This is a genomic window from Sandaracinobacteroides saxicola (assembly GCF_014117445.1).
Lineage (GTDB): Bacteria > Pseudomonadota > Alphaproteobacteria > Sphingomonadales > Sphingomonadaceae > Sandaracinobacteroides_A > Sandaracinobacteroides_A saxicola.
In genome coordinates this window covers 2063818-2082716 of record NZ_CP059851.1, presented here as the reverse complement: position 1 = coordinate 2082716, position 18899 = coordinate 2063818, and the positions used below count along the sequence as shown (strand labels likewise).

General features: G+C 67.6%; 24 protein-coding genes. 14 read left to right on the top strand and 10 right to left on the bottom strand.

What is annotated here, in order from left to right:
• Positions 1 to 172: 172 nt before the first annotated feature.
• From H3309_RS10500 to pnuC, 3 genes are read right to left on the bottom strand one after another with little or no spacing between them, the layout of a single operon-like run.
• The gene (locus tag H3309_RS10500; protein ID WP_243453691.1) at positions 173 to 1123 is read right to left on the bottom strand and encodes a 50S ribosomal protein L11 methyltransferase; all 951 of its coding nucleotides are present in this window, start codon (positions 1121 to 1123) and stop codon (positions 173 to 175) included.
• Positions 1120 to 1632: an AAA family ATPase gene (locus tag H3309_RS10495; RefSeq protein WP_182294670.1), complete on the bottom strand. Its 513-nt coding sequence runs from the start codon at positions 1630 to 1632 to the stop codon at positions 1120 to 1122. The genes H3309_RS10500 and H3309_RS10495 overlap by 4 nt, the downstream gene beginning before the upstream one ends.
• Complete coding sequence (pnuC, locus tag H3309_RS10490) at positions 1629 to 2180, bottom strand: nicotinamide riboside transporter PnuC (RefSeq protein WP_182294669.1); 552 nt, start codon at positions 2178 to 2180, stop codon at positions 1629 to 1631. The genes H3309_RS10495 and pnuC overlap by 4 nt, the downstream gene beginning before the upstream one ends.
• A gap of 79 nt (positions 2181 to 2259) precedes the next feature.
• On the opposite strand from pnuC, the gene H3309_RS10485 reads away from it, so the two are divergent.
• From H3309_RS10485 to H3309_RS10450, 8 genes are all read left to right on the top strand, one after another.
• On the top strand, positions 2260 to 2811 hold the full coding sequence (locus H3309_RS10485; protein ID WP_182294668.1) for a GNAT family N-acetyltransferase: 552 nt from the start codon (positions 2260 to 2262) through the stop codon (positions 2809 to 2811).
• Positions 2808 to 3791 (top strand): phosphotransferase family protein, encoded by a 984-nt coding sequence (locus H3309_RS10480; RefSeq protein ID WP_182294667.1) that lies wholly within the window; start codon positions 2808 to 2810, stop codon positions 3789 to 3791. The genes H3309_RS10485 and H3309_RS10480 overlap by 4 nt, the downstream gene beginning before the upstream one ends.
• Before the next feature lie 13 nt (positions 3792 to 3804).
• Complete coding sequence (locus tag H3309_RS10475) at positions 3805 to 4158, top strand: DUF6285 domain-containing protein (protein ID WP_182294666.1); 354 nt, start codon at positions 3805 to 3807, stop codon at positions 4156 to 4158.
• Complete coding sequence (locus tag H3309_RS10470) at positions 4142 to 4612, top strand: DUF1330 domain-containing protein (protein ID WP_182294665.1); 471 nt, start codon at positions 4142 to 4144, stop codon at positions 4610 to 4612. The genes H3309_RS10475 and H3309_RS10470 overlap by 17 nt, the downstream gene beginning before the upstream one ends.
• Before the next feature lie 369 nt (positions 4613 to 4981).
• Complete coding sequence (sdhC, locus tag H3309_RS10465) at positions 4982 to 5314, top strand: succinate dehydrogenase, cytochrome b556 subunit (RefSeq protein ID WP_243453690.1); 333 nt, start codon at positions 4982 to 4984, stop codon at positions 5312 to 5314.
• Positions 5314 to 5694 (top strand): succinate dehydrogenase, hydrophobic membrane anchor protein, encoded by a 381-nt coding sequence (gene sdhD / locus H3309_RS10460; RefSeq protein ID WP_182294663.1) that lies wholly within the window; start codon positions 5314 to 5316, stop codon positions 5692 to 5694. Before sdhC ends, sdhD begins: the two co-directional genes overlap by 1 nt.
• Position 5695: 1 nt before the next feature.
• Positions 5696 to 7483 (top strand): succinate dehydrogenase flavoprotein subunit, encoded by a 1788-nt coding sequence (gene sdhA, locus H3309_RS10455; RefSeq protein ID WP_182294662.1) that lies wholly within the window; start codon positions 5696 to 5698, stop codon positions 7481 to 7483.
• Positions 7484 to 7492: 9 nt separating this feature from the next.
• Positions 7493 to 7978: a hypothetical protein gene (locus tag H3309_RS10450; protein WP_182294661.1), complete on the top strand. Its 486-nt coding sequence runs from the start codon at positions 7493 to 7495 to the stop codon at positions 7976 to 7978.
• A gap of 41 nt (positions 7979 to 8019) precedes the next feature.
• Here the strand turns inward: H3309_RS10450 and H3309_RS10445 are convergent, their stop codons facing one another.
• Complete coding sequence (locus H3309_RS10445; RefSeq protein ID WP_182294660.1) at positions 8020 to 8307, bottom strand: type II toxin-antitoxin system RelE family toxin; 288 nt, start codon at positions 8305 to 8307, stop codon at positions 8020 to 8022.
• Positions 8294 to 8542 carry a type II toxin-antitoxin system Phd/YefM family antitoxin gene (locus H3309_RS10440; protein ID WP_182294659.1) on the bottom strand — a complete coding sequence of 83 codons (249 nt, stop codon included), beginning with the start codon at positions 8540 to 8542 and terminating at the stop codon, positions 8294 to 8296. Before H3309_RS10440 ends, H3309_RS10445 begins: the two co-directional genes overlap by 14 nt.
• Before the next feature lie 130 nt (positions 8543 to 8672).
• Here H3309_RS10440 and H3309_RS10435 point away from each other — a divergent pair, with 130 nt between their 5' ends.
• Together H3309_RS10435 and H3309_RS10430 are read left to right on the top strand one after the other, a co-directional pair.
• Complete coding sequence (locus tag H3309_RS10435; RefSeq protein ID WP_182294658.1) at positions 8673 to 8951, top strand: DUF1902 domain-containing protein; 279 nt, start codon at positions 8673 to 8675, stop codon at positions 8949 to 8951.
• A 199-nt stretch (positions 8952 to 9150) separates the two neighbouring features.
• Complete coding sequence (locus H3309_RS10430; RefSeq protein ID WP_182294657.1) at positions 9151 to 9936, top strand: succinate dehydrogenase iron-sulfur subunit; 786 nt, start codon at positions 9151 to 9153, stop codon at positions 9934 to 9936.
• 2 nt (positions 9937 to 9938) lie between these two features.
• Here the strand turns inward: H3309_RS10430 and H3309_RS10425 are convergent, their stop codons facing one another.
• Both H3309_RS10425 and H3309_RS10420 read right to left on the bottom strand, forming a co-directional pair.
• A complete protein-coding gene (locus H3309_RS10425) occupies positions 9939 to 11426 on the bottom strand; it encodes an AbgT family transporter (RefSeq protein WP_182294656.1) in 1488 nt (495 codons plus the stop codon).
• Between the two features lie 48 nt (positions 11427 to 11474).
• Positions 11475 to 12737: a UbiH/UbiF/VisC/COQ6 family ubiquinone biosynthesis hydroxylase gene (locus H3309_RS10420; protein ID WP_182294655.1), complete on the bottom strand. Its 1263-nt coding sequence runs from the start codon at positions 12735 to 12737 to the stop codon at positions 11475 to 11477.
• Between the two features lie 348 nt (positions 12738 to 13085).
• Between H3309_RS10420 and H3309_RS10415 the strand changes: the two genes are divergently transcribed.
• Both H3309_RS10415 and H3309_RS10410 read left to right on the top strand, forming a co-directional pair.
• Positions 13086 to 13355, top strand: coding sequence for a hypothetical protein (locus H3309_RS10415; protein ID WP_182294654.1), 270 nt, complete (start codon positions 13086 to 13088; stop codon positions 13353 to 13355).
• Positions 13352 to 13762 (top strand): type II toxin-antitoxin system VapC family toxin, encoded by a 411-nt coding sequence (locus H3309_RS10410; protein ID WP_182294653.1) that lies wholly within the window; start codon positions 13352 to 13354, stop codon positions 13760 to 13762. The genes H3309_RS10415 and H3309_RS10410 overlap by 4 nt, the downstream gene beginning before the upstream one ends.
• A gap of 11 nt (positions 13763 to 13773) precedes the next feature.
• Here H3309_RS10410 and H3309_RS10405 read toward each other — a convergent pair whose 3' ends face one another.
• Positions 13774 to 14112, bottom strand: coding sequence for a hypothetical protein (locus H3309_RS10405; protein ID WP_182294652.1), 339 nt, complete (start codon positions 14110 to 14112; stop codon positions 13774 to 13776).
• 193 nt (positions 14113 to 14305) lie between these two features.
• Here H3309_RS10405 and H3309_RS10400 point away from each other — a divergent pair, with 193 nt between their 5' ends.
• Positions 14306 to 16639: an FtsK/SpoIIIE family DNA translocase gene (locus H3309_RS10400; protein WP_182294651.1), complete on the top strand. Its 2334-nt coding sequence runs from the start codon at positions 14306 to 14308 to the stop codon at positions 16637 to 16639.
• Positions 16640 to 16668: 29 nt separating this feature from the next.
• Here H3309_RS10400 and H3309_RS10395 read toward each other — a convergent pair whose 3' ends face one another.
• Complete coding sequence (locus tag H3309_RS10395; RefSeq protein ID WP_182294650.1) at positions 16669 to 17130, bottom strand: M15 family metallopeptidase domain-containing protein; 462 nt, start codon at positions 17128 to 17130, stop codon at positions 16669 to 16671.
• Positions 17131 to 17204: 74 nt separating this feature from the next.
• Here H3309_RS10395 and H3309_RS10390 point away from each other — a divergent pair, with 74 nt between their 5' ends.
• Positions 17205 to 18047, top strand: a complete 843-nt coding sequence (locus H3309_RS10390) for an oxygenase MpaB family protein (RefSeq protein WP_182294649.1) — start codon at positions 17205 to 17207, stop codon at positions 18045 to 18047.
• Here H3309_RS10390 and H3309_RS10385 read toward each other — a convergent pair.
• Positions 18022 to 18879 carry a sulfite exporter TauE/SafE family protein gene (locus H3309_RS10385; protein WP_182294648.1) on the bottom strand — a complete coding sequence of 286 codons (858 nt, stop codon included), beginning with the start codon at positions 18877 to 18879 and terminating at the stop codon, positions 18022 to 18024. The genes H3309_RS10390 and H3309_RS10385 overlap by 26 nt on opposite strands.
• Positions 18880 to 18899: the final 20 nt, after the last annotated feature.

The following is an 18899-nucleotide window of genomic DNA, read 5'->3' as shown; positions in this document are numbered from 1 at the left end:
TATGATGCAGTGCACAAAAGCTGAACGGGAGGTTAAATCAAGGTCATCGGAAATCATCATAAAAGGAGAAAAACGATGACCGAACTGAAGACCCCGGCCTTTGTGGCGAAGGTTGCGAATGACCGTGGCCCCGTGCTCGACAGTCAGGCGAAAGCATTGCTGCAGACGCGGACTACCATTCGCTTGCCGTCGGCCGAGCTCCCGCTGTTCCACGCGCGGCGCGGCTGAGGCGGTTGCCTGCTGGTGCTGTGAACAGCAGCACCGGCCATTCGGCGCCCCCCACGGGGCGCAACAGCCGCAAACCGCGGGCGCGGTAGGCGGCGACGAGTTTCCGGGCCTGCGGATTGATCAGGCCGGCGAGCATCAGGATGCCGCCGGGCGCCAGCGCGCCGCACAGGCCCGGCGCCAGCGCCAGCAGCGGCCCCGCCAGGATGTTGGCGATCAGCAGATCATAAGGCGCGCGCGCGGCGAGGTCGTGATGCTCGAGGCCGGGGGCCGCCAGCAGGTGGACACTGCCAGGGCCGCGACCCGGGCGCAGGCCGTTGAGGCGCGCGTTGTCCTGGGCGACGCGGACCGCGGTGGCGTCGATGTCGCTGCCGGTGACGCGGGCGCGGCGCCAGACCCGCGCGGCGGCGAAGGCGAGCAGCCCGCTGCCGGTGCCGAGATCGAGGACATTGCTGAAGCGCCGGCGGCGTGCCAGCCGGTCGATGGCGGCGAGGCAGCCGGCGGTGGTGGGGTGGTGCGCGGTGCCGAAGGCGAGGCCGGCATCGATGCGGAAGGATATCTGCCCGGGCCGCGCCTGCCCGGGGTGATCGGATGTGTGGATGTGGAAGCGGCCGGCGTTGACCGGTTCGAGGCCGGCCTGGCTGAGGGTGAGCCAGTCCTGCTCGTCGATCTCGCTGATCGAAGCTGCGCTGGCGGCGGACGGCGCGAAGGCACGGATGGCGGCGAGAAGCCGCGCGTCGGGTGGGGCATCGAGCCAGAGCATCAGTGCCCAGCCGTCGGGCGTTTCGGCGGCGACCAGCGCGGGCGGATCCTCCAGCCAGGGGAAGGGATCATCGAGTGCCTGCGCGGCGACGGCCTCGGCGCGGGTGCAGGGGAGGGTGATCTGAATGAGGCTCACAGGCAGCTTTCGATGGCGGCGATGGCGCGGGCGCGGCGGGCATCCCAGCCGCCGCCGACGGGGACCAAGGACGTGCGGCGCTCAATGAACTCCGCCACCACATGGCGGTGGAAGGCAAGGCGCTGGCCGGGATCGCCGAAGACCCGCACGGGGTCGGACACGAAGGGCACGTCGGGCAGCAGCAGCAGGTGCAGGTGGGCGTGCGATGGCCAGGCGGCGAGGTCGGGCTGGGGCGCGCCGAACAGCATGCGCGCCCAGGCGGCGGTCATCAGGATGTCGGTATCCTCGATGAGGCAGGCGGGCGCCTGCTGCATGGCCCGGTGGGCACCCCTGGCATGGCCTTCGGCGATGGCGGTGAGGTCAGCCGGCGTGAGCGGGCGATCCAGTCCTTCGCAGTAGGTGCGGCCATATTCGGGGACGAGCGCGGCATTGAAATGCGCGGCGAGGTCGGCGGCGAGGGTGGACTTGCCGACGCTTTCGACGCCCGACAGCACAATGCGCAGCGTCATGCCCGCGCGCTCCAGTCGCGCCAGCCCCAGATCGCGATGCCTCCGAGGACTGCATAGGTGGCGGCTGTGAGCCAGAGGCACTGGGTGGCGTAGAGCGCGGTCGAGCCGATATTGACGGCGAGCCAGAGCGGCCAGGTCTCGACCGCGCGCTGCGCCTGCCAATATTGCGCGGCGAGGGCCAGCGCCGTGTTGCCGGCGTCCCAGAAGGGGGCGTTGGCATCGGTGGTACCGGCGAGCAGCAGGCCGATCGCGGCGGCGAGCGCGGCAACCGCGGCGGCGGTCAGCGCCTTCGCGCCGGCGGTCATGCGGGCCAGCGGCAGGTCCGGGGCGTCTCCCTTCGCCCGTGCCCAAGCCCACCAGCCGTAGAGGTTGAGCGCCAGGAAGACGAGTTGCAGCGCCATCGCGGCGTAGAGGCGGGCATCGAGGAAGAGGAAGAAGAACAGGCTGACGGCGAGCACGCCGACCGGCCAGTTCCACAGCGAGCGGCGGGTAACGAGCAGCGCGTTGACCAGCGCGGCGGCGCTGGCGGCGAGTTCGAGGCCGGTCATGCGTTGCTGTCGTTTGCGATGGTTTTGCGGGGCACGCTGACGCTATAGGCCGGGGGACAAGGCTTTGGGGAGAGGGAAGATGCGCACGGCGCTGCGGGTGCTGGAACTGGATGCCTGGACCTGCACCACCGAGCGCCTGCTGATCCGGCCGGCGCTGCCCGGTGACGCGGCCGCCATCCACGCGGTGCGGCAGACGGCGCCGTTCCAGCCGCAGGGACGCAGCATTGCCGGGTTTCGCGCCATGGTGGTGGACATGCGCAAGGTGGCGATCGGTGGCGAGAGCGGCTGGCAGCAGTTCGTGATGCTGTCGAAGGCGGATGGTGCGCTGGTGGGGGACATCGGGGTGAATTTCGGCAACCCGTCGGTGGAGCAGGCGGAGATCGGCTTCACGCTGCATACCGATGCGCAGGGGCAGGGGCTGGCGGCGGAGGGCATCGGGCGGATGGCGGACCATCTGCTGGGGGAGCATGGGCTGCACCGGCTGGTGGCATTCTGCGACATCCGGAACCGCGCGGCGCATCGCCTGCTGAGCCGGCTGCGGTTCCGGCAGGAGGGCCATCATCGCGCCGCCTGGCGGGTGAATGGCGACTGGATCGACGAACTGAGTTTCGCGCGGCTGGCGGGCGAATGAGCGGGGTGCCGGAACCGGCGGCGGTGAATGCGGCGCTGGTTCGGGCCGGCGTGGCGGCACGGGTGACCGCGGTGGTGCCGCTGTCGGGCGGGGCGTCGAGCGCGACCTATCGGCTGGAGACCGAGGGGGCGCCGCTGATCCTGCAGACGGCGGCGGCGGGGACGGTCTCGCCGGGTGGCCTCGGTCGGGCGACGATGGTGGCGGTGGCGGCGCGTGCGGGAGCGTTGGGGTTGCCGGTGGCCCCGCTGCTGGCGGTGCTCGTGGCAGAAGATGGGCTGGGCGACGGCGCGGTGACGGGGTTTGTCGAGGGTGAGGCGCTGGCGCCGCGCTGGCTGAAGCGGGCGGAATATGCACAGGCAAGGGCGGCGTTGACGGGGCAGTGCGCGGCGGCGCTGGCGCGGCTGCACCGGGCGCCGCTGGAGCATTGGGAGGGGTTGGCGCTGGCGGGCGGCAGTGGCGCCGAACAGCTGGAGCGGAGTTTCGCGCTGTATCGCCTGCTGGGGGTGGACGTGCCGGCGTTCGACCTGGCGTTCGCCTGGTTGAAGCCGCGGATGCCGACGGCGCCGGCGCGCTGCCTGGTGCATGGCGATTTCCGCAGCGGCAATTTGCTGATCGATCAGGCGGGCCTGGCGGCGGTGCTGGACTGGGAGCTGACACACCTGTCCGAGCCGGCGGAGGATTTGGGCTGGATGTGCGTGAATGCCTGGCGGTTCGGGGTGTGGGACAGGCCGGTGGGCGGGTTCGGGACGCGGGAGGAACTGCTGGCGGCCTATGCCGCGGCGGGCGGGGATCAGATCGCGCCGGAGACGCTGCATCTGTGGGAAGTGTTCGGCAACCTGAAGTGGGGGCTGAGCTGTTTGCAGCTGGCGCATGACCATGTCAGCGGCCGGGTGCGGAGTGTGGAGCGGGCGGCGATCGGCCGGCGGGTGAGCGAGGTGTCGGCGGACCTGCTGCACCTGGTGCGGCATGGTGATTTGTGATGGGCGATTTGTGATGGGGCATCCGGATGCGGCAAGCCTGCTGGAGGCGGTGAGGGGGTTCCTGGGCGAGGTGGAGGGGCGGTTGCCGGCGCGGCAGGCCTTTCACGCCAAGGTGGCGGGCAATGTGCTGGCGATCGTGATGCGGGAGCTGGCGGCGCGGCCGGAGGCGGCAGAGGCGGCCGCGCTGGCGCCCTTCGGCGGCGTGGCGGGGGTGTGCGCGGGGCTGCGGGAGGGCCGGCTGGACCCGGAGGACGGGCCGCTGCTGGCGGCGCTGGCGGCCGCGGCGGTGGCGCGGCTGGCGGTGGACAATCCGCGCTATTCGACCCTGGGGCGCTTGCGGGAAAGGATGGATGATGGCGGTTCCTGAGCTGGGCAATCATGATGCGACGATCGATCCGACGCGCGACCAGGTGCGGGCGCTGCGCGATCAGGGCCGGGAGGGGCCGGTCGTGATGGCCAATTTCCTGAAGTTCCGGGCGGAGGCGCGCTATCCGGCGGGGCATCCGGACGCCGGCGGGACGGGGGCCGAGGCCTATGCGCGATACCAGCATGCCTTTACGGTGACGGTGGGGGCGACCAGCCAGGCCGAGGTGCTCTATGAGGGGCCGGTGGAGCAGTGCGTGATCGGCGTGGCGGGGGCGGCGGAGAGTGACTGGGACAGGTTGTTGCTGGTGCGCTATCCGAGCCGGCGGCATTTCCTGGCGATGATGGCGGACGACACCTATCGGGCGGCGCTGGTCCATCGCTATGCCGGGCTGGAGCGGACGGTGCTGTTGCAGTGCGGACCGGCGGGGGCGCGAGGGGCAGCGGAGGGATTGTAGGATATCTTTGGAAGGTTTTGCGAAAAAAGTGACAGCCTGAATCAAGGGGTTAGAGACTTGTGCCCGTTTTTTGGGTCGTTCCTGCTGTGGATTTCGGTGCGGGAGTTTGAGACTTCGAATCGCAATTTAGTTCCATAATGGTTACACATATCGCTTATCGATGCAAGCTTTTTCGAGCGGTGCTTGCCCGGCGGGCGTTCGGGTGGCGGCCGGGCGGCCATCGTGCCGCAGTGGCTGCTTTGATGGTTGCGCGGTCGGGGGGAGGCGTTATTGCAGGGGCGGCATACAGGAGATTGGTTTATGGCATCCGCGCGGCCAACGGTGCGACCGCTATCCCCGCACCTGTCGATCTGGAAGTGGAAGGTGCACATGGCGGCATCGATCTTCCACCGGGTGTCGGGCAACGCCCTGGCGTTCGGGGCGCTGCTGCTGTTCGGCTGGTGGCTGTTCGCCGCGGCGAGCGGCAAGGAGGCCTATGCGACCTTTCACGAGGTGGCGACCGGCTGGTTCGGGATGCTGGTGGGCGTGGGGCTGAGCTGGATGTTCTGGCAGCATCTGCTGGGCGGCGTGCGGCACCTGGTGATGGACGGCGGCACCGGCTATGACCTGAAGACGTCGAAGACGGTGGCGACCCTGGTGTTTGTGGGCGCCGCGGTGATGACGGCGCTGACCTGGGCACTCATTCTGATGAAGGGCAATTGATGCGCGGCGGGACGTCTTTGGGGCGGGTGCGCGGGCTGGGCTCGGCCAAGTCCGGCGTGCAGCATTGGTGGCAGCAGCGGGTGACGGCGGCGGGCAATCTGCTGCTGGTGCTGTGGTTTGTGGTCAGCCTGATCCTGCTGCCGGACCTGACCCATTCGTCGGTGGTGGCCTGGCTGAAGCAGCCGGTGGCGGCGGTGCCGATGCTGTTGTTGATCGGCAGCGTCTGCTGGCATGTGCGGCTGGGGGTGCAGGTGCTGATCGAGGATTATGTGCATGCCGAGGGGCTGAAGCTGATGAGCCTGCTCGCGCTCAACCTCTATGTGGTGGCGGTGGCGGCGGTGTCGCTGTTTTCCGTGCTGAAACTGTCGTTCGGAGCCTGAGATGCCGGAAGCCTACAAGATCATCGACCACAGCTATGACGCGGTGGTGGTGGGTGCCGGGGGCTCGGGCCTGCGCGCGACCATGGGGATTGCGGAAAGTGGCCTGAAAACCGCGTGCATCACCAAGGTGTTCCCGACGCGCAGCCACACGGTGGCGGCGCAGGGCGGGATCGCGGCGAGCCTGGGCAACATGGGGCCGGATCACTGGACCTGGCACATGTATGACACGGTGAAGGGCAGCGACTGGCTGGGGGACCAGGACGCGATCGAATATCTGTGCCGGGAGGCGCCGGCCGCGGTCTATGAGCTGGAGCATTTCGGCGTGCCGTTCAGCCGGACGGAGGAAGGCAAAATCTATCAGCGCGCGTTCGGCGGCATGACGCAGAACATGGGCGAGGGGCCGGCGGCGCAGCGGACGTGCGCGGCGGCCGACCGGACGGGCCATGCGATGCTGCATGCGCTCTACCAACAAAGCCTGAAATATGACGCGGATTTCTATATCGAATATTTCGCCATCGACCTGATCATGGAAAATGGCGAGTGCCGTGGCGTGATCGCGATGAACATGGAGGATGGGGTGATCCATCGCTTCCGGGCGCATGCCGTGGTGCTGGCGACGGGCGGCTATGGCCGGGCCTATTTCAGCGCGACGTCGGCGCATACCTCCACCGGCGATGGCGGCGGGATGGCGTTGCGCGCCGGGCTGCCCTGCCAGGACATGGAGTTCGTGCAGTTCCACCCGACCGGCATCTATGGCGCCGGCGTGCTGATCACCGAGGGGGCACGGGGCGAGGGCGGGTATCTGACCAACAAGAATGGCGAGCGTTTCATGGAGCGCTATGCGCCGAGCGCCAAGGATCTGGCGAGCCGGGATGTGGTGAGCCGGTCGATGGCGATGGAAATTCGCGAGGGGCGGGGCGTGGGCGCGGAGGGCGACCATATCTTCCTGCATCTGGACCATATCGACGCGGCGACGCTGCACGAGCGGCTGCCGGGGATTTCGGAGACGGCGAAGATCTTCGCAGGCGTCGACGTGACGCGGGCGCCGATCCCGGTGACGCCGACGGTGCATTACAACATGGGCGGCATCCCGACCAATTACTGGGGCGAGGTGGTGACGTTGAAGGACGGCGATCCGGACAGTGTGGTGCCGGGGCTGTTCGCGGTGGGCGAGGCGGCGTGCGTGAGCGTGCATGGGGCGAACCGGCTGGGTTCGAATAGCCTCATCGACCTGGTGGTGTTCGGGCGGGCGACCGGGCACCGGATTTCGAGCATCGTGAAGCCGATGTCGGCGCACCGGCCGCTGGCGAAGGACAGCGCGGACTTCGCGCTGGGGCGGGTGGATGCGCTGCGCTTCAGCAAGGGGGGCTCGCCGACGGCGAGCATCCGCCTGGCGATGCAGAAGACGATGCAGGCCAATTGCGCGGTGTTCCGGAACAGCGAAATCCTGGAGGAGGGCAAGCGCAAGATCGATGCCGTCTATCAACAGATGGCGGACATCGGCATCGCCGACCGCAGCCTGGTGTTCAACACCGACCTGGTGGAGGCGCTGGAGCTGGACAACATGATCCCGCAGGCGGTGGTGACGATGCACAGCGCCGCGGCGCGGACGGAGAGCCGCGGGGCGCACATGCATGAGGATTATCCGGCGCGCGACGACGGCGAATGGATGAAGCATTCGATCGGCTGGGTGCGGGACGGCACGGTGACGCTGGATGCGCGGCCGGTGCATGCCTATACCCTGACGGACGAAGTGGGGTATATCAAGCCGAAGGCGCGGGTGTATTGAGGGATAGTTATGCCCATTGAACTGGCTACCATTTCGCAGGGCGTTAGCCTCATAAATGGACTTCGAAGTTTTCGCCCGCCCGGTCGCCGTGCTCAAAGGCAGAGAGACGCGGTGGTCGGTATGCTTCGAGGCATCTACTTCACACCACGAGGAACCAGATTAATCGTACAGTCTCTGGCTGAAGGTCGCGTGCCAGACCTAGAAGATGTTGAAGCCATACTTCCCGACTTTAATGATCGCGAGTGGAGTATCCGAGACTTTGTTGATCAAATGCGATTTGAAAATCACGACCTTGAAGAAATTGGCCTTGCCAACAGACGAACGCTCGAACAGATAGGCTGGGGAAAGATCAATCTTCGCAGAGACATTCAGGATTTGATTAATTCAGCTGCGACGGGTGGAGAAGATGTCCAACCTGAGGAAGCGCAGGCGCTACTTGATCGCGTTAATGAATTAAATCGGATGATTGAAGAGTTAGAACGAGAGTTTCTTTGATTGTCACTAATTTATGATTAAGCAGCAAAAGAGGCAATGGTTTAAATTCGCTTGTTAGCTGCCTCGTAAATAGCGCTTCGCTCGCGTTTGCCGACGGCGATGACCTGCACCACGATTCGTCCGTCATCGACGCGATAGACCAAGCGGTAGCCAGCGGAGTGCAGTTTGATCTTGTAGCAATTTGGCATACCAGCGAGTTTCGCCGAGGGGATGCGGGGGTTAGAAAGACGCTCTGCCAACTTCTTGCTGAACTGATTGCGGATTTTTGAATCGAGTTTGTCCCATTCTTTCTTCGCGTCGCGCAGGAATGTTAGCCTATAGGTCGTCAATCGATACCTCGATTTCTTCCTGGCCCTCGCGCTCGCGGACGATGGCGGCGAGTTCGAGGTCTTCGAGCTGGTCCATCAGGGCTTCCCATGCGGCGGCGGGCACGAGGTAGGCTTGCGGCGTGTTGCGGTTGAGGATGGCGACCGGCGCGCCTTCGGCTGCAGCGATGACGGCCGAGGGGTTTTTCTTGAGGTTGCTGATAGAGACAGCGGCGGACGCGAGGAGGGGTTCGATCATGACCGGATAGTAGGTCTAGGAGATGGTCATGTCAAGATTTGTTTGGGGTCCGGAGCATCTGCGGTACAAGTGTTTCTGATACTGACAGGGCGGCTTGCTTTCTGTAGGCATGCAGGGAAGCGGAATAATCGTGTCGGTGACATCAACCGATGAGGAGGCGGTGGTGGCGATTTGGACGGTGTATGCGGACTGGGATGCGGCGAATGCCGTGTGGGTGTCGCGTGCCAGCGACATGCCGGGGTTGAATGTGGACGCGCCGACGGTGGACGAGTTGGCGCGCAAGGCGGCGGAGCATGTGTCCAGCCTGTTGCAGATCAACGCCGACCTGCTGACGCCCGATGACCGGGCGGGGCCGCACTCGGTGCGGGTGGTGGCGCATCATGAGCGGGCATTGCCGGTCGCGGCTTGATGATTCAGGGCTATACGTAACGGGTGAAGGCGATATTGCTGACGAATGGTTGCCGACTGTTGCGGCAAGGGCGTGGTCACCATGAGGAGTAAGTTGGGCCGCATCCCCCGCGACCATTTACCGTAGACGGTGGGATCATGAGCCGTGCCATGGCCAATGCCGTATTGAAGCAGGCGGGTTTGAAGGACAGGATCGGGTAATGGCTGAATTTTCACTTCCGGCGAACAGCAGGATCAGGGGCGGGGGGAAGAGTTACCCGGCGCCGGCGGGGGCGGTGCGGGTGAAGACGTTCAAGATTTATCGCTGGTCGCCGGATGATGGGGCGAACCCGCGCTATGACAGCTACACGCTCGACCTGGACCAATGTGGGCCGATGGTGCTGGATGCCCTCATCAAGATCAAAGGTGAGGTCGATCCGACGCTGACCTTCCGGCGGTCTTGCCGGGAGGGGATTTGCGGGTCGTGCGCGATGAACATCGATGGCACCAACACGCTCGCCTGCACGATGGCGATCGAGGATGTGAAGGGCGACATCCGCATCACGCCGCTGCCGCACATGGAGGTGGTGAAGGACCTGGTGCCGGACATGACGCATTTCTATGCGCAATATGCCAGCATCAAGCCCTGGTTGCAGACGGTGACACCGACGCCGGCGCTGGCGGAGCGGTACCAGTCGGTCGAGGATCGGGCGGAGCTGGACGGGCTGTATGAGTGCATCCTGTGCGCCTGCTGCTCCACCTCCTGCCCGAGTTACTGGTGGAACAGCGACAAGTTCCTGGGGCCGGCGATCCTGTTGCAGGCCTATCGCTGGCTGGCGGACAGCCGCGACGAGATGAAGGGCGAGCGGCTGGATGCGCTGGAGGACCCGTTCCGGCTGTACCGTTGCCATACCATCATGAACTGCGCGAACGTGTGCCCGAAGGGGTTGAACCCGGCGAAGGCGATCGCGGAGATCAAGAAGATGATGGTGGAGCGCGCGGTTTAGGCTCACCCCGCCGGGGTCATGAAGGCTTCGACGCCCGGCCCCAGCGGCAGGCCCAGCGCCAGGAAGGTGCCCAGCAGCAGCGTGCCCGAAAGCAGGAAAGCGAGGCTGAAGGGCAGCATGGTGGCGATCAGGCTGCCGAGGTTGAAACCGGGGACGTAGCGGGCGCCGGCGACGAGGATCAGCGGCAGGTAGGGCAGCGTCGGGCTGATGATGTTGGTGACGCTGTCGCCGACGCGATAGGCGGCCTGTGTCGCTTCTGGCGTGATGCCGACCAGCATGAACATGGGGACGAAGACGGTGGCCATCACCGCCCATTTGGCGCTGGCGCTGCCGACGAACAGGTTGATGAGCGCGGTGACGACGACCATGCCGACCAGCAGCGTGCTGCCGGAGAGGCCGCTGCTGCGGAGCGCACCGGCGCCGCCGATGGCGGTGAGGACGCCGAGGTTCGACCAGTTGAAGAAGGCGATGAAGTGGGCGACCAGGAAGGCGAGGAGGAGATAGGCGCCGAGGCTGCTCATCGCATCGGTGGCGAGGCGGACACCATCCTCGCCGCGGGTGATGGTGCCGGCGGCGCGGCCGTAGGCGAGGCCCATCAGCAGGAACAGGATGGCGGTGAGCGCGACCAGGGATTTGTAGAAGGGTTCGAGGCTGCCGGTGACGGGGTCGCGCAAGGGCGCGCCGGCGGGAAGTGTGAGGGCGACGGTGGCGGCGACGGTGGCAAATAGGACGAGGCCGGCGGCGCGGAGGCCGCGGCGTTCGAGGCTGGTTTCGGTGGCGGGCGCATCGGGGAGCGTGCCTGACCAGGTGCCGAGGCGGGGTTCGATAAGGCGGGTGCAGACGAAGGCGCCGACGATCGTGAAGAGCGGGACGAGCGCGACCATGACGAAATAGTTGGCGGTGGCGAGCACGGTGTATTCCGGATCGACGACGCGGGCGGCGGTCTGGGTGATGCCGGCGAGCAGGGGATCGAGGCTGGTGATGAAGAGGTTGGCGCTGAAGCCGCCGGCGACCCCGGCGAAGGCGGCGGCGAGGCCGGCGATGGGGTGGCGGCCGGCGGCGGCGAAGACGGCGGCGCCCAGCGGCACGAGGACGACATAGCCGGCATCGACCGCCAGGCTGGACATGATGCCGGCAAAGACGGTGACCGCGGGGAGCAGCGCGCGGGGGACACGGGTGACTCCGCGGGTCAGCGCCGCCGCGATGAGGCCGGAGCGTTCGGCGACGCCGATGCCGATCATGACGGTGATGACCATGGCGAGCGGCGGGAAGTCCGCGAAGGTGCGCGGCATGTCGGTGAGGAAGCGGCGGATGTTGTCGGCGCTGAGCAGGGAGGCGGCGGCGACGGTTTCGCCGGTGGCGGGGTGGACCGCGGACGCGCCCAGGCCGGCGGCGACCACGGAGGCGAGGATGACGGCCGCGCAGAACCACAGGAAGAGGATGGCGGTATCGGGCAGGCGGGCGCCGACGCGTTCGATGAAGGCAAACATCGGGACGCTTTATATTGTTTCGTGGACGAAACAATATGCCGGGTGCGCTTAAATCGGCGAACCCTGGAGGAGGGCGGGGAGGTCGCCGGTTTCGCCTCGGGCGGTTTGCATGAAGAAGCGTTTGAGCGGCGCGATTCGGTTGACGGTGGCGAGGCCGGCGCGGCGTGCAGAGGCGGGGAGGGCGCCGGGGAGCGCGAACAGGCGGTTGAGGCTGTCCGTGGCGAAGGCGACGCTGCTGTTGTCGAAACGGCGCCAGCGTTCGTAGCGGGTGGCGATTTCGGGGGCGCCGAGGTCGAGGCCCAAGCGGACGCTTTCGACCAGCACCTGGGCCAGCGCCGCGGCATCGCGCAGGCCCATGTTGAGGCCCTGGCCGGCGATGGGGTGGATGCCGTGCGCGGCGTCCCCCACCAGGATCAGGCGGCGGGCGTGGTAGCGTTCGGCGTGGTGGAGGCCGAGCGGCCAGGTGGCGGCCGGTGCGATCAGGCGCAGCGTGCCGAGGTGGCCGCCCATGCGCTTTTCCGCCTCAGCGGCGAGCGCGCGCGGGCCGAGTTTCATGACGCCGGGGGCGTGCGCGGCGTCGACGGTCCAGACGAGGGCGCTGCGGTGTTCGCCGTCCAGATCATTCATCGGGAGGAGGGCGAAGGGACCGCTGGGGTAGAAGAGTTCGCTGGCGATGTTGTGGTGCGGCTCGGTGTGGGCGAGCATGGTGACGATGGCGGATTGCGGGTAGCGCCAGCGGGCGATGCGGATGCCGGCGGCCTTTCGCAGCGCGGATTCGCGGCCGTCGGCGGCGATGATGAGGGGGGCGGTGAGGGTGACTGTCTCTTGGTGGGGCTTCCCCACCCCCGGCCCCTCCCCTGAAGGGGAGGGGAGATTAAGGGTGATGGTGGCGCGGGTTTCGGTGCGTTCGGTGGTGGCGATGGTGGCGGGGGCGTGGAGGGTGATGTTGGGGTGGGCGGCGGCGGCGGTTTGCAGCCAGGCCCGAAGAAGGCGGTTTTCGACCATGATGCCGAGGGGATCATCGTGCTCGGCGGTTTCAAAGTGGAGGTGTTGAGGGCTGAGGCCGTCCGTCACGCGGATGGCGCGGATGGGGCAGCCTTCGCGGTCCAGCGTTTCACCGAAGCCGAGGGTGCGGAGCATGCGGGCGGATGCGCTGGCGATGGCCGACGCGCGGCCATCGAAGCCGGCGGCGAGCATGGCGGCGGGATCGGCACGTTCGATGACGGCGACGGTCAGCTCGTGCTGGGCGAGGGCGAGGGCGAGGGTGAGGCCGACCAGGCCGCCGCCGACGATGAGGGCATCATGCTGCATGAGGGCGAGCATAGGGGAGCGGGACGGTGGCGGCGAGGGTGATTTCGTCGCGGGGCAGATGCCTGAAAAGCGGGCAGGGCGGGGCGTTCGCCCTGTTTTTGGGCAGGCAGGCGGGGTTTGGACGGGAGATTGCCTATGTTTGGGAGTTGGCACGGGTTTTGAATGGAGGTTAGTGGGTGCCTTCGGGTTCCTGTGCTCGCTCAAGGGCCTTTATGGGTCCGCAACTCATTCCAGCCCGGGGGTCTCTTCCCTCGGGCTTTTTTTGTGACCTTGCGATGCGTTCCGCCGATCGCACACCACGTTGCAGAACGGTGGGGTCGGTGCTATTTTCCATCGGGGAGACATTGAATGGCCACGGTACCCCGCCGGCAGCAACGCCGCATCGCTTTTGCCTCGGATCGCGCCTTTCGGCGATTGCAGCTGCTGACGCGGGGCGGGCGCAGCCAGGCCGAGGTGATCGAGGAGGCGCTGGAGCGGATGCCGCTGCCCTTGAGCGATGATCGCACCCGTGTCGTCGAGGATATCCGGGCCTTGCTGGGCGGGCTGCCGAAGCGGGCCTATCCGACGATGCAGGAGCTGGACGCGGATGAGTATGATGCAGACGGCAACGTGCGGTGATCGTCGACACGTCGGCGTTGATCGCGATCCTGCTGCGGGAGACCGGTGCCGCGGCGTTGCTGGACGCCATCATTGCCGAAGGTGGCCTGCTGCCGGCGCCGGCGCGCGTTGAATATCTCCGCGTCGCGTCGGGAAGTCGCGTTGGTCTGGGGCGTGAGGCGGCGCTGCTGCTCGACCATTTCGGGCGCCTGGGCTTGGACACCATCCCCTTCACCGCCGACCATGCCCGCATCGCCGGCGAAGCCAACGCCCAATATGGCAAGGGCGCGGGATCAGGCGGCGCGCTCAACCTCCTCGACCTGATGGTCTATGCGGTGGCGAAGGAGCGATCGGCGCCGCTGCTGTGCACGGGGAATGATTTTGTGACCACGGATTTGGTGATTCATCCGGCGAGCCGGGCGGGGTGACAAACGACGACCTATCGGACGTGCGGTGCAATCGCAAACAGCACTGAAAGCTGCCGCTCAACGTTGAAATCTTTAGGCCGTCGGTCGCGACCGCCCTGCCCTAACTGCAGCGTACCTAGCTTCGCGCGATAATTTTTTAGAGACTGTAGGATAGTATCGCCCGCGTTCACCGAAGCGAGCTGATCATCGTCAAAGCCCGGTTCCCAAAGACAGCAACTGCAGATCGTCGTCCCAACAATGCCGCCTCGTTCGTCGTATGCCGGTTTGTCAGAGTAGCCTGGAAAACCGCACGACGGACAGAGTAGCAGCCCCTGACCATTCTCAATGTTGAACTGGCGTGGATCTTCCATCGTCAACACTTAGCGGGATCGATGGCCGCTTTCCAACAATATGAAGGCAAAAGCTGCCTGTCAGCTCCCCCTCGACAAACACGCCGCTGCAAGGCTTTCATGGAAAGACAGCTTCCTGCTCAGGTTGATGTTATGGAGTGCCGGGAGACGGACTCCCCCTTGTTGGCGAGTCCGGGACGGGGCATGATGGCGCATGGCCAGCAACGCGCGTCCTTTGTTTGAGAAGCCTGATATCGGGGGGGCGGTGGCGCGGGGGCGGGCGGCTGTGGGGCGGGGGGTGAGCCGGTTTTTGCGGGGCGTGCTTGTGGTGGGGCTGCTGGCGCTGGGGTTCGGGATTTTGCTGGCGCTGGTGAGCTATGATCCGGGGGATCCGTCGCTCAATCATGTGACGGAACGGGCGGCGGTGAACTGGCTGGGGCGGCCGGGGGCCTTTGTGGCGGACCTGGGGTTGCAGGGGTTCGGCTATGCCGCGGTGCTGCTGGCGGTGCTGCCGCTGGTGGCCGGGGTGAAGCTGCTGATCGGGCAGCGCGTGCGCTGGCGGCGGGCGCTGTTGTGGCTGGTGCTGGCGATGCTGCTGGCGGCGTTCGCGGCGGGGCTGCTGTGGCGGCAGCCGCTGGGGTTGCTGGATGCCGGGCCGGGGGGTGTTGCCGGGCTGATCGCGGCGAAAGCGGTGGATGGCGGCAGCGCGCTGCTGCTGCCGTCGCTCGACCCGGCGCTGCTGGCGCTGGGGGTCGCGGGGATGTGCGCGCTGGGGGCGCTGGGGCTGTTGCTGCTGGCGATCGACCTGCCGTGGCGGGCGATGTTGGCGCGGCGGGCGGTGGTGGCGGATGAGGCGCCGCCGCCGCTGCGGGTGCGCCCGGTGCGCGAGCCGGCGGTCGTGCCGGTGGCGGAAAATGTGGCGGCGCCGACGCGGCCCATTCGCGCGCCGGCCGCGGCGGCGAGTTCGAAGCGGGAGGCGGTGGAGCGGCAGAGCGCGCTGGCGCTGGGGGATGTGGCGGCGCTGCCGCCGCTGAGCCTGCTGAAGCCGCGCGCGGCGTCCACCGTGGTGGTGGACGAGGCGGCGCTGGAGCAGAATGCGCGGCTGCTGGAAGGCGTGCTCGACGATTTCGGGGTGAAGGGCCGGATCGTGGGTCTGAGCCAAGGGCCGGTGGTGACGCTGTATGAGCTGGAGCCGGCGCCGGGGATCAAGGCGAGCCGGGTGATCGGGCTGTCCGACGACATCGCGCGGTCGATGAGCGCCATTTCGGCGCGGGTGGCGGTGATCCCGGGGCGCAATGTGATCGGCATCGAATTGCCCAATGCGCGGCGCGAGATGGTGAGCCTGTCTGAACTGCTGGCCAGCGCGGCGTTCGAGAACAGCGGCTGCACGCTGCCGCTGGTGCTGGGGAAGGACATCAGCGGTGCGCCGGTGGTGGCGGACCTGGCGCCGATGCCGCACCTGCTGATCGCGGGGACGACGGGCAGCGGCAAGTCCGTGGGGCTGAACGCGATGATCCTGAGCCTGCTGTATCGGCTGCGGCCGGACCAGTGCAAGCTGATCATGATCGACCCCAAGATGCTGGAACTGAGCGTCTATGACGAGATCCCGCACCTGCTGGCACCGGTGGTGACCGAGCCGCAAAAAGCCGTGCGGGCGCTGAAATGGGCGGTCGAGCAGATGGAGGACCGGTACCGCAACATGGCGCACATCAATGTGCGCAGCATCGGCGGCTTCAACGAGCGGGTGCGGGCGGCGCAGCGGGCGGGGCAGAGTTTCACCAAGAAGATCCAGACCGGCTGGGACGAGGACGGCCGGCCGGAATATGAGGAGCAGACGCTGCCGCTGGAGGTGCTGCCGCTGATCGTGGTAGTGGTCGATGAACTCGCCGACCTGATGATGACCGCGGGCAAGGAGGTGGAGTTCCTGATCCAGCGGCTGGCGCAGAAGGCGCGGGCGGCGGGCATCCACCTGATCATGGCGACGCAGCGGCCGAGCGTTGATGTCATCACGGGCGTGATCAAGGCGAACCTGCCGACGCGGATCAGCTTCAGCGTGACCAGCAAGATCGACAGCCGGACGATCCTGGGCGAGCAGGGGGCGGAGCAGCTGTTGGGGAAGGGCGACATGCTCTACATGCCCGGCGGCAAGGCGGCGGTGCGGGTGCATGGGCCCTTCGTGAGCGACGAGGAGGTGGAGGCGGTGGCGGCCTTCTGGAAGGCGCAGGGCTCGCCCGATTATGTGCATGGCGTGACGGAGGAGCCGCCCGAGGGGGACGGGTCCGATGGCGGCGTGGTGGGCGGCGGCCCGGGCAGGGGCGGCGGCGGCGGCAGTGGCGTGGACGCCGAGGCCGACACGCTGACGCAGGCGATCCAGGTGGTGGCGACGAGCCGGCGCGCGACGATCAGTTACCTGCAGCGGACGCTGCGGGTGGGGTATAACAGCGCGGCGCGCCTCATCGAGCAGATGGAGGAGATGGGGCTGGTGTCGAAGCCCGACCATGTCGGGCGGCGGGAGGTGTTGATGGGGGAAAATGGCGAGAGACTATAGGCGGCCGACTCTGTCAACGACCGGCAGATTCATGCGAATTGCGCGTGCCAGCGGACGAGGCCGCCTTCTTTTTCCAGGAATTTGACGAGACCGTCGAGCGCGCGGATTTCCGCCTTGATGGCGGACGCCGCGGGGCTGTTGACGAGGGGCCGAACATCGAAGGCCTGGCCGCTGAAATGTTTGGAGAGGCGGCCCTTCTGGCCGTCATCCCAGTTGGCCATGACGCGGGCGAGGCCGCGGGCGATCTCCGGCCGGCGGATGGCGTCGGGGTGGCTGTCCACCCAGCCCTGGAGCGCGGCGCGTTCGGCTGTGTCCGAATAGGTGCGCAGGATCCAGTCCCGGCGGGCGACGATGTTGCTGGCCATGGCGTCGGCCTGTTCGGCGACGTTGCGGCGGCCGCTGGTGAACTCGATGAAGGGGAAGCGGGCGAGCAGGCGGCGGGCGCCGGCGTCGGCGGGGCCGATGAGGCGGAGCTGGTCGATGCCCGGCATGGCGGCATGATGCCATAGGGGGGCGCGGCCGTCGAGGGGTGGCGTGGCGGGCGGCGAAGCGGTAGGCTGCGGCGATGGAGCAGGTGCGCACGGCGATTGCGAGGACGGTGCGCGGGGCGTTCGCGGCTCCCGGTGGCCGGCCGGCGGTGGTGCCGGCGCCGCAGCATGCGCGCTTCCTGGCGGAGGGGGCGGAATCCTTCGAGGTGCATGCCGATGTGACCACCATGATGATCGGCGGGATTGCGGCGCTGCTGTTGCAGATGCTGCACCCGAAGGCGCTGGCGGGGGTGTGGGATCACAGCAATTTCCGGGCGGACATGGCGGGGCGGCTGCGGCGGACGGCCGGGTTCATCGCGGTGACAACGTTCGGGGAACGTGCGGCGGCCGAGGCGGCGATCGCGCGGGTGCGGCGCATCCATGCGCGGGTAGAGGGGGTGTTGCCGGATGGCACGCCCTATCGCGCCGATGAGCCGCGGCTGCTGAGCTTTGTGGCGGTGACGGAGGGAATGAGCTTTCTGGCGGCGTGGCGGCGCTATCGCGAGCCGTTCATGCCGCGAGTCCGTCAGGACCGGTACATGGCGGAAATGGCGGCGGTGGCGCGGGCTCTGGGGGCGGAGGGGATGCCCGAGACGAAGGCGGCGGCCGCGGCGTTTCTGGAGGAAATGCGCGGCGAATTGCGGGTGGACGCGCGGACGCGGGAGGTGGCGGGGCTGATCATGCGGGCCGGGGGCTCGGCGGAGCTGGCGGTGCCGCAGGCGCTGTTGCGCGGCGCGGCGGTGGACCTGCTGCCGGGGTGGGCGGCGGCGATGCACGGCCTGCGCGTGCCGGGGGTGGCGGTGCCGGCGTTGCGCGCCGGGGCGGGCGGCATGGGGGCGGTGCTGCGCTGGGCGCTCAGGTCCAGACGAGGAGGCCGATGAACAGCAGCGTGCCGATGAGGATGACCAGGAGTTTCAGTGGTTTGTCGGGGATGTGGGAGAGCGCCTTGGCGCCGGCCCAGCCGCCGAGGATGGCGCCGGTGCCGAGGATCAGCGCCTTGTCCCAGGCGACGGCGCCGGAGAGGGCGAGGACGGGAGCGGCGGCGGAGTTGGAGAGGGCGACGAGGACATTCTTTGTGCCGGCGGCGTTGCGGACGGGCATGCGGGCGAGCGTGAGGGAGGCCAGCATGACGAAGCCGGCGCCGCCGCCGAAGAAGCCGCAATAGACGGCGATGAGGAACTGAAGCGCGACGGTGAGGGCGAGGGGCGGTGGGGCCACTGGCGCGGAATAGGGACGTGCACCCACCCCCGCCGCGCTGTCGCGCGAGTCGCCGCTGGCGCTGTGCGCCGTCTTCGACTCCCCGCTCTCCGCTTCGCGGGGCAGGAGGGGTGTGGCTGTTGCCGGTTTGCGGAAGGCGGACCAGGCGAAGATGAGGGTGGCGAGGAGGACGAGCCAGGGGAGCATGGCGGCGAAGGAGGGGGCAGGCGTGAGAAGGAGGATGGCGGCACCGAGCGTGCCGCCGAGGAGGGCTATCCCCGCGAGGGCGCGGAAGGACAGGCGCTGGGTGCCGGTGACGAGGTGGCGGCCGGCGTAGCCGGTGGTGAGCTGGCCGGGAAAGAGGGCGAGCGTGGTGGTGAGGTTGGCGGTTTTCGCATCGAGGCCGGCGGCCATCAGCGCGGGCAGGGTGACGAAGCTGCCGCCGCCGGCGAGCGCATTCTGGGCGCCGGCCCAGAGGCCGGCGGCGAACAGGAGCAGCAGGGCAGGGTCGATCAAGGGCGTTCCTTGCGGGCGGT

Excerpts from the sequence above, each read along its gene's own strand:
- H3309_RS10495 (WP_182294670.1), bottom strand. The coding sequence starts at position 1,632 with ATGACGCTGCGCATTGTGCTGTCGGGCGTCGAAAGCGTCGGCAAGTCC.
- pnuC (WP_182294669.1), bottom strand. The coding sequence starts at position 2,180 with ATGACCGGCCTCGAACTCGCCGCCAGCGCCGCCGCGCTGGTCAACGCG.
- H3309_RS10485 (WP_182294668.1), top strand. The coding sequence starts at position 2,260 with ATGCGCACGGCGCTGCGGGTGCTGGAACTGGATGCCTGGACCTGCACC.
- H3309_RS10480 (WP_182294667.1), top strand. The coding sequence starts at position 2,808 with ATGAGCGGGGTGCCGGAACCGGCGGCGGTGAATGCGGCGCTGGTTCGG.
- H3309_RS10475 (WP_182294666.1), top strand. The coding sequence starts at position 3,805 with ATGGGGCATCCGGATGCGGCAAGCCTGCTGGAGGCGGTGAGGGGGTTC.
- H3309_RS10470 (WP_182294665.1), top strand. The coding sequence starts at position 4,142 with ATGATGGCGGTTCCTGAGCTGGGCAATCATGATGCGACGATCGATCCG.
- sdhC (WP_243453690.1), top strand. The coding sequence starts at position 4,982 with ATGGCGGCATCGATCTTCCACCGGGTGTCGGGCAACGCCCTGGCGTTC.
- sdhD (WP_182294663.1), top strand. The coding sequence starts at position 5,314 with ATGCGCGGCGGGACGTCTTTGGGGCGGGTGCGCGGGCTGGGCTCGGCC.
- sdhA (WP_182294662.1), top strand. The coding sequence starts at position 5,696 with ATGCCGGAAGCCTACAAGATCATCGACCACAGCTATGACGCGGTGGTG.
- H3309_RS10450 (WP_182294661.1), top strand. The coding sequence starts at position 7,493 with ATGCCCATTGAACTGGCTACCATTTCGCAGGGCGTTAGCCTCATAAAT.
- H3309_RS10440 (WP_182294659.1), bottom strand. The coding sequence starts at position 8,542 with ATGATCGAACCCCTCCTCGCGTCCGCCGCTGTCTCTATCAGCAACCTC.
- H3309_RS10430 (WP_182294657.1), top strand. The coding sequence starts at position 9,151 with ATGGCTGAATTTTCACTTCCGGCGAACAGCAGGATCAGGGGCGGGGGG.
- H3309_RS10425 (WP_182294656.1), bottom strand. The coding sequence starts at position 11,426 with ATGTTTGCCTTCATCGAACGCGTCGGCGCCCGCCTGCCCGATACCGCC.
- H3309_RS10420 (WP_182294655.1), bottom strand. The coding sequence starts at position 12,737 with ATGCAGCATGATGCCCTCATCGTCGGCGGCGGCCTGGTCGGCCTCACC.
- H3309_RS10415 (WP_182294654.1), top strand. The coding sequence starts at position 13,086 with ATGGCCACGGTACCCCGCCGGCAGCAACGCCGCATCGCTTTTGCCTCG.
- H3309_RS10405 (WP_182294652.1), bottom strand. The coding sequence starts at position 14,112 with ATGGAAGATCCACGCCAGTTCAACATTGAGAATGGTCAGGGGCTGCTA.
- H3309_RS10400 (WP_182294651.1), top strand. The coding sequence starts at position 14,306 with ATGGCCAGCAACGCGCGTCCTTTGTTTGAGAAGCCTGATATCGGGGGG.
- H3309_RS10395 (WP_182294650.1), bottom strand. The coding sequence starts at position 17,130 with ATGCCGGGCATCGACCAGCTCCGCCTCATCGGCCCCGCCGACGCCGGC.
- H3309_RS10390 (WP_182294649.1), top strand. The coding sequence starts at position 17,205 with ATGGAGCAGGTGCGCACGGCGATTGCGAGGACGGTGCGCGGGGCGTTC.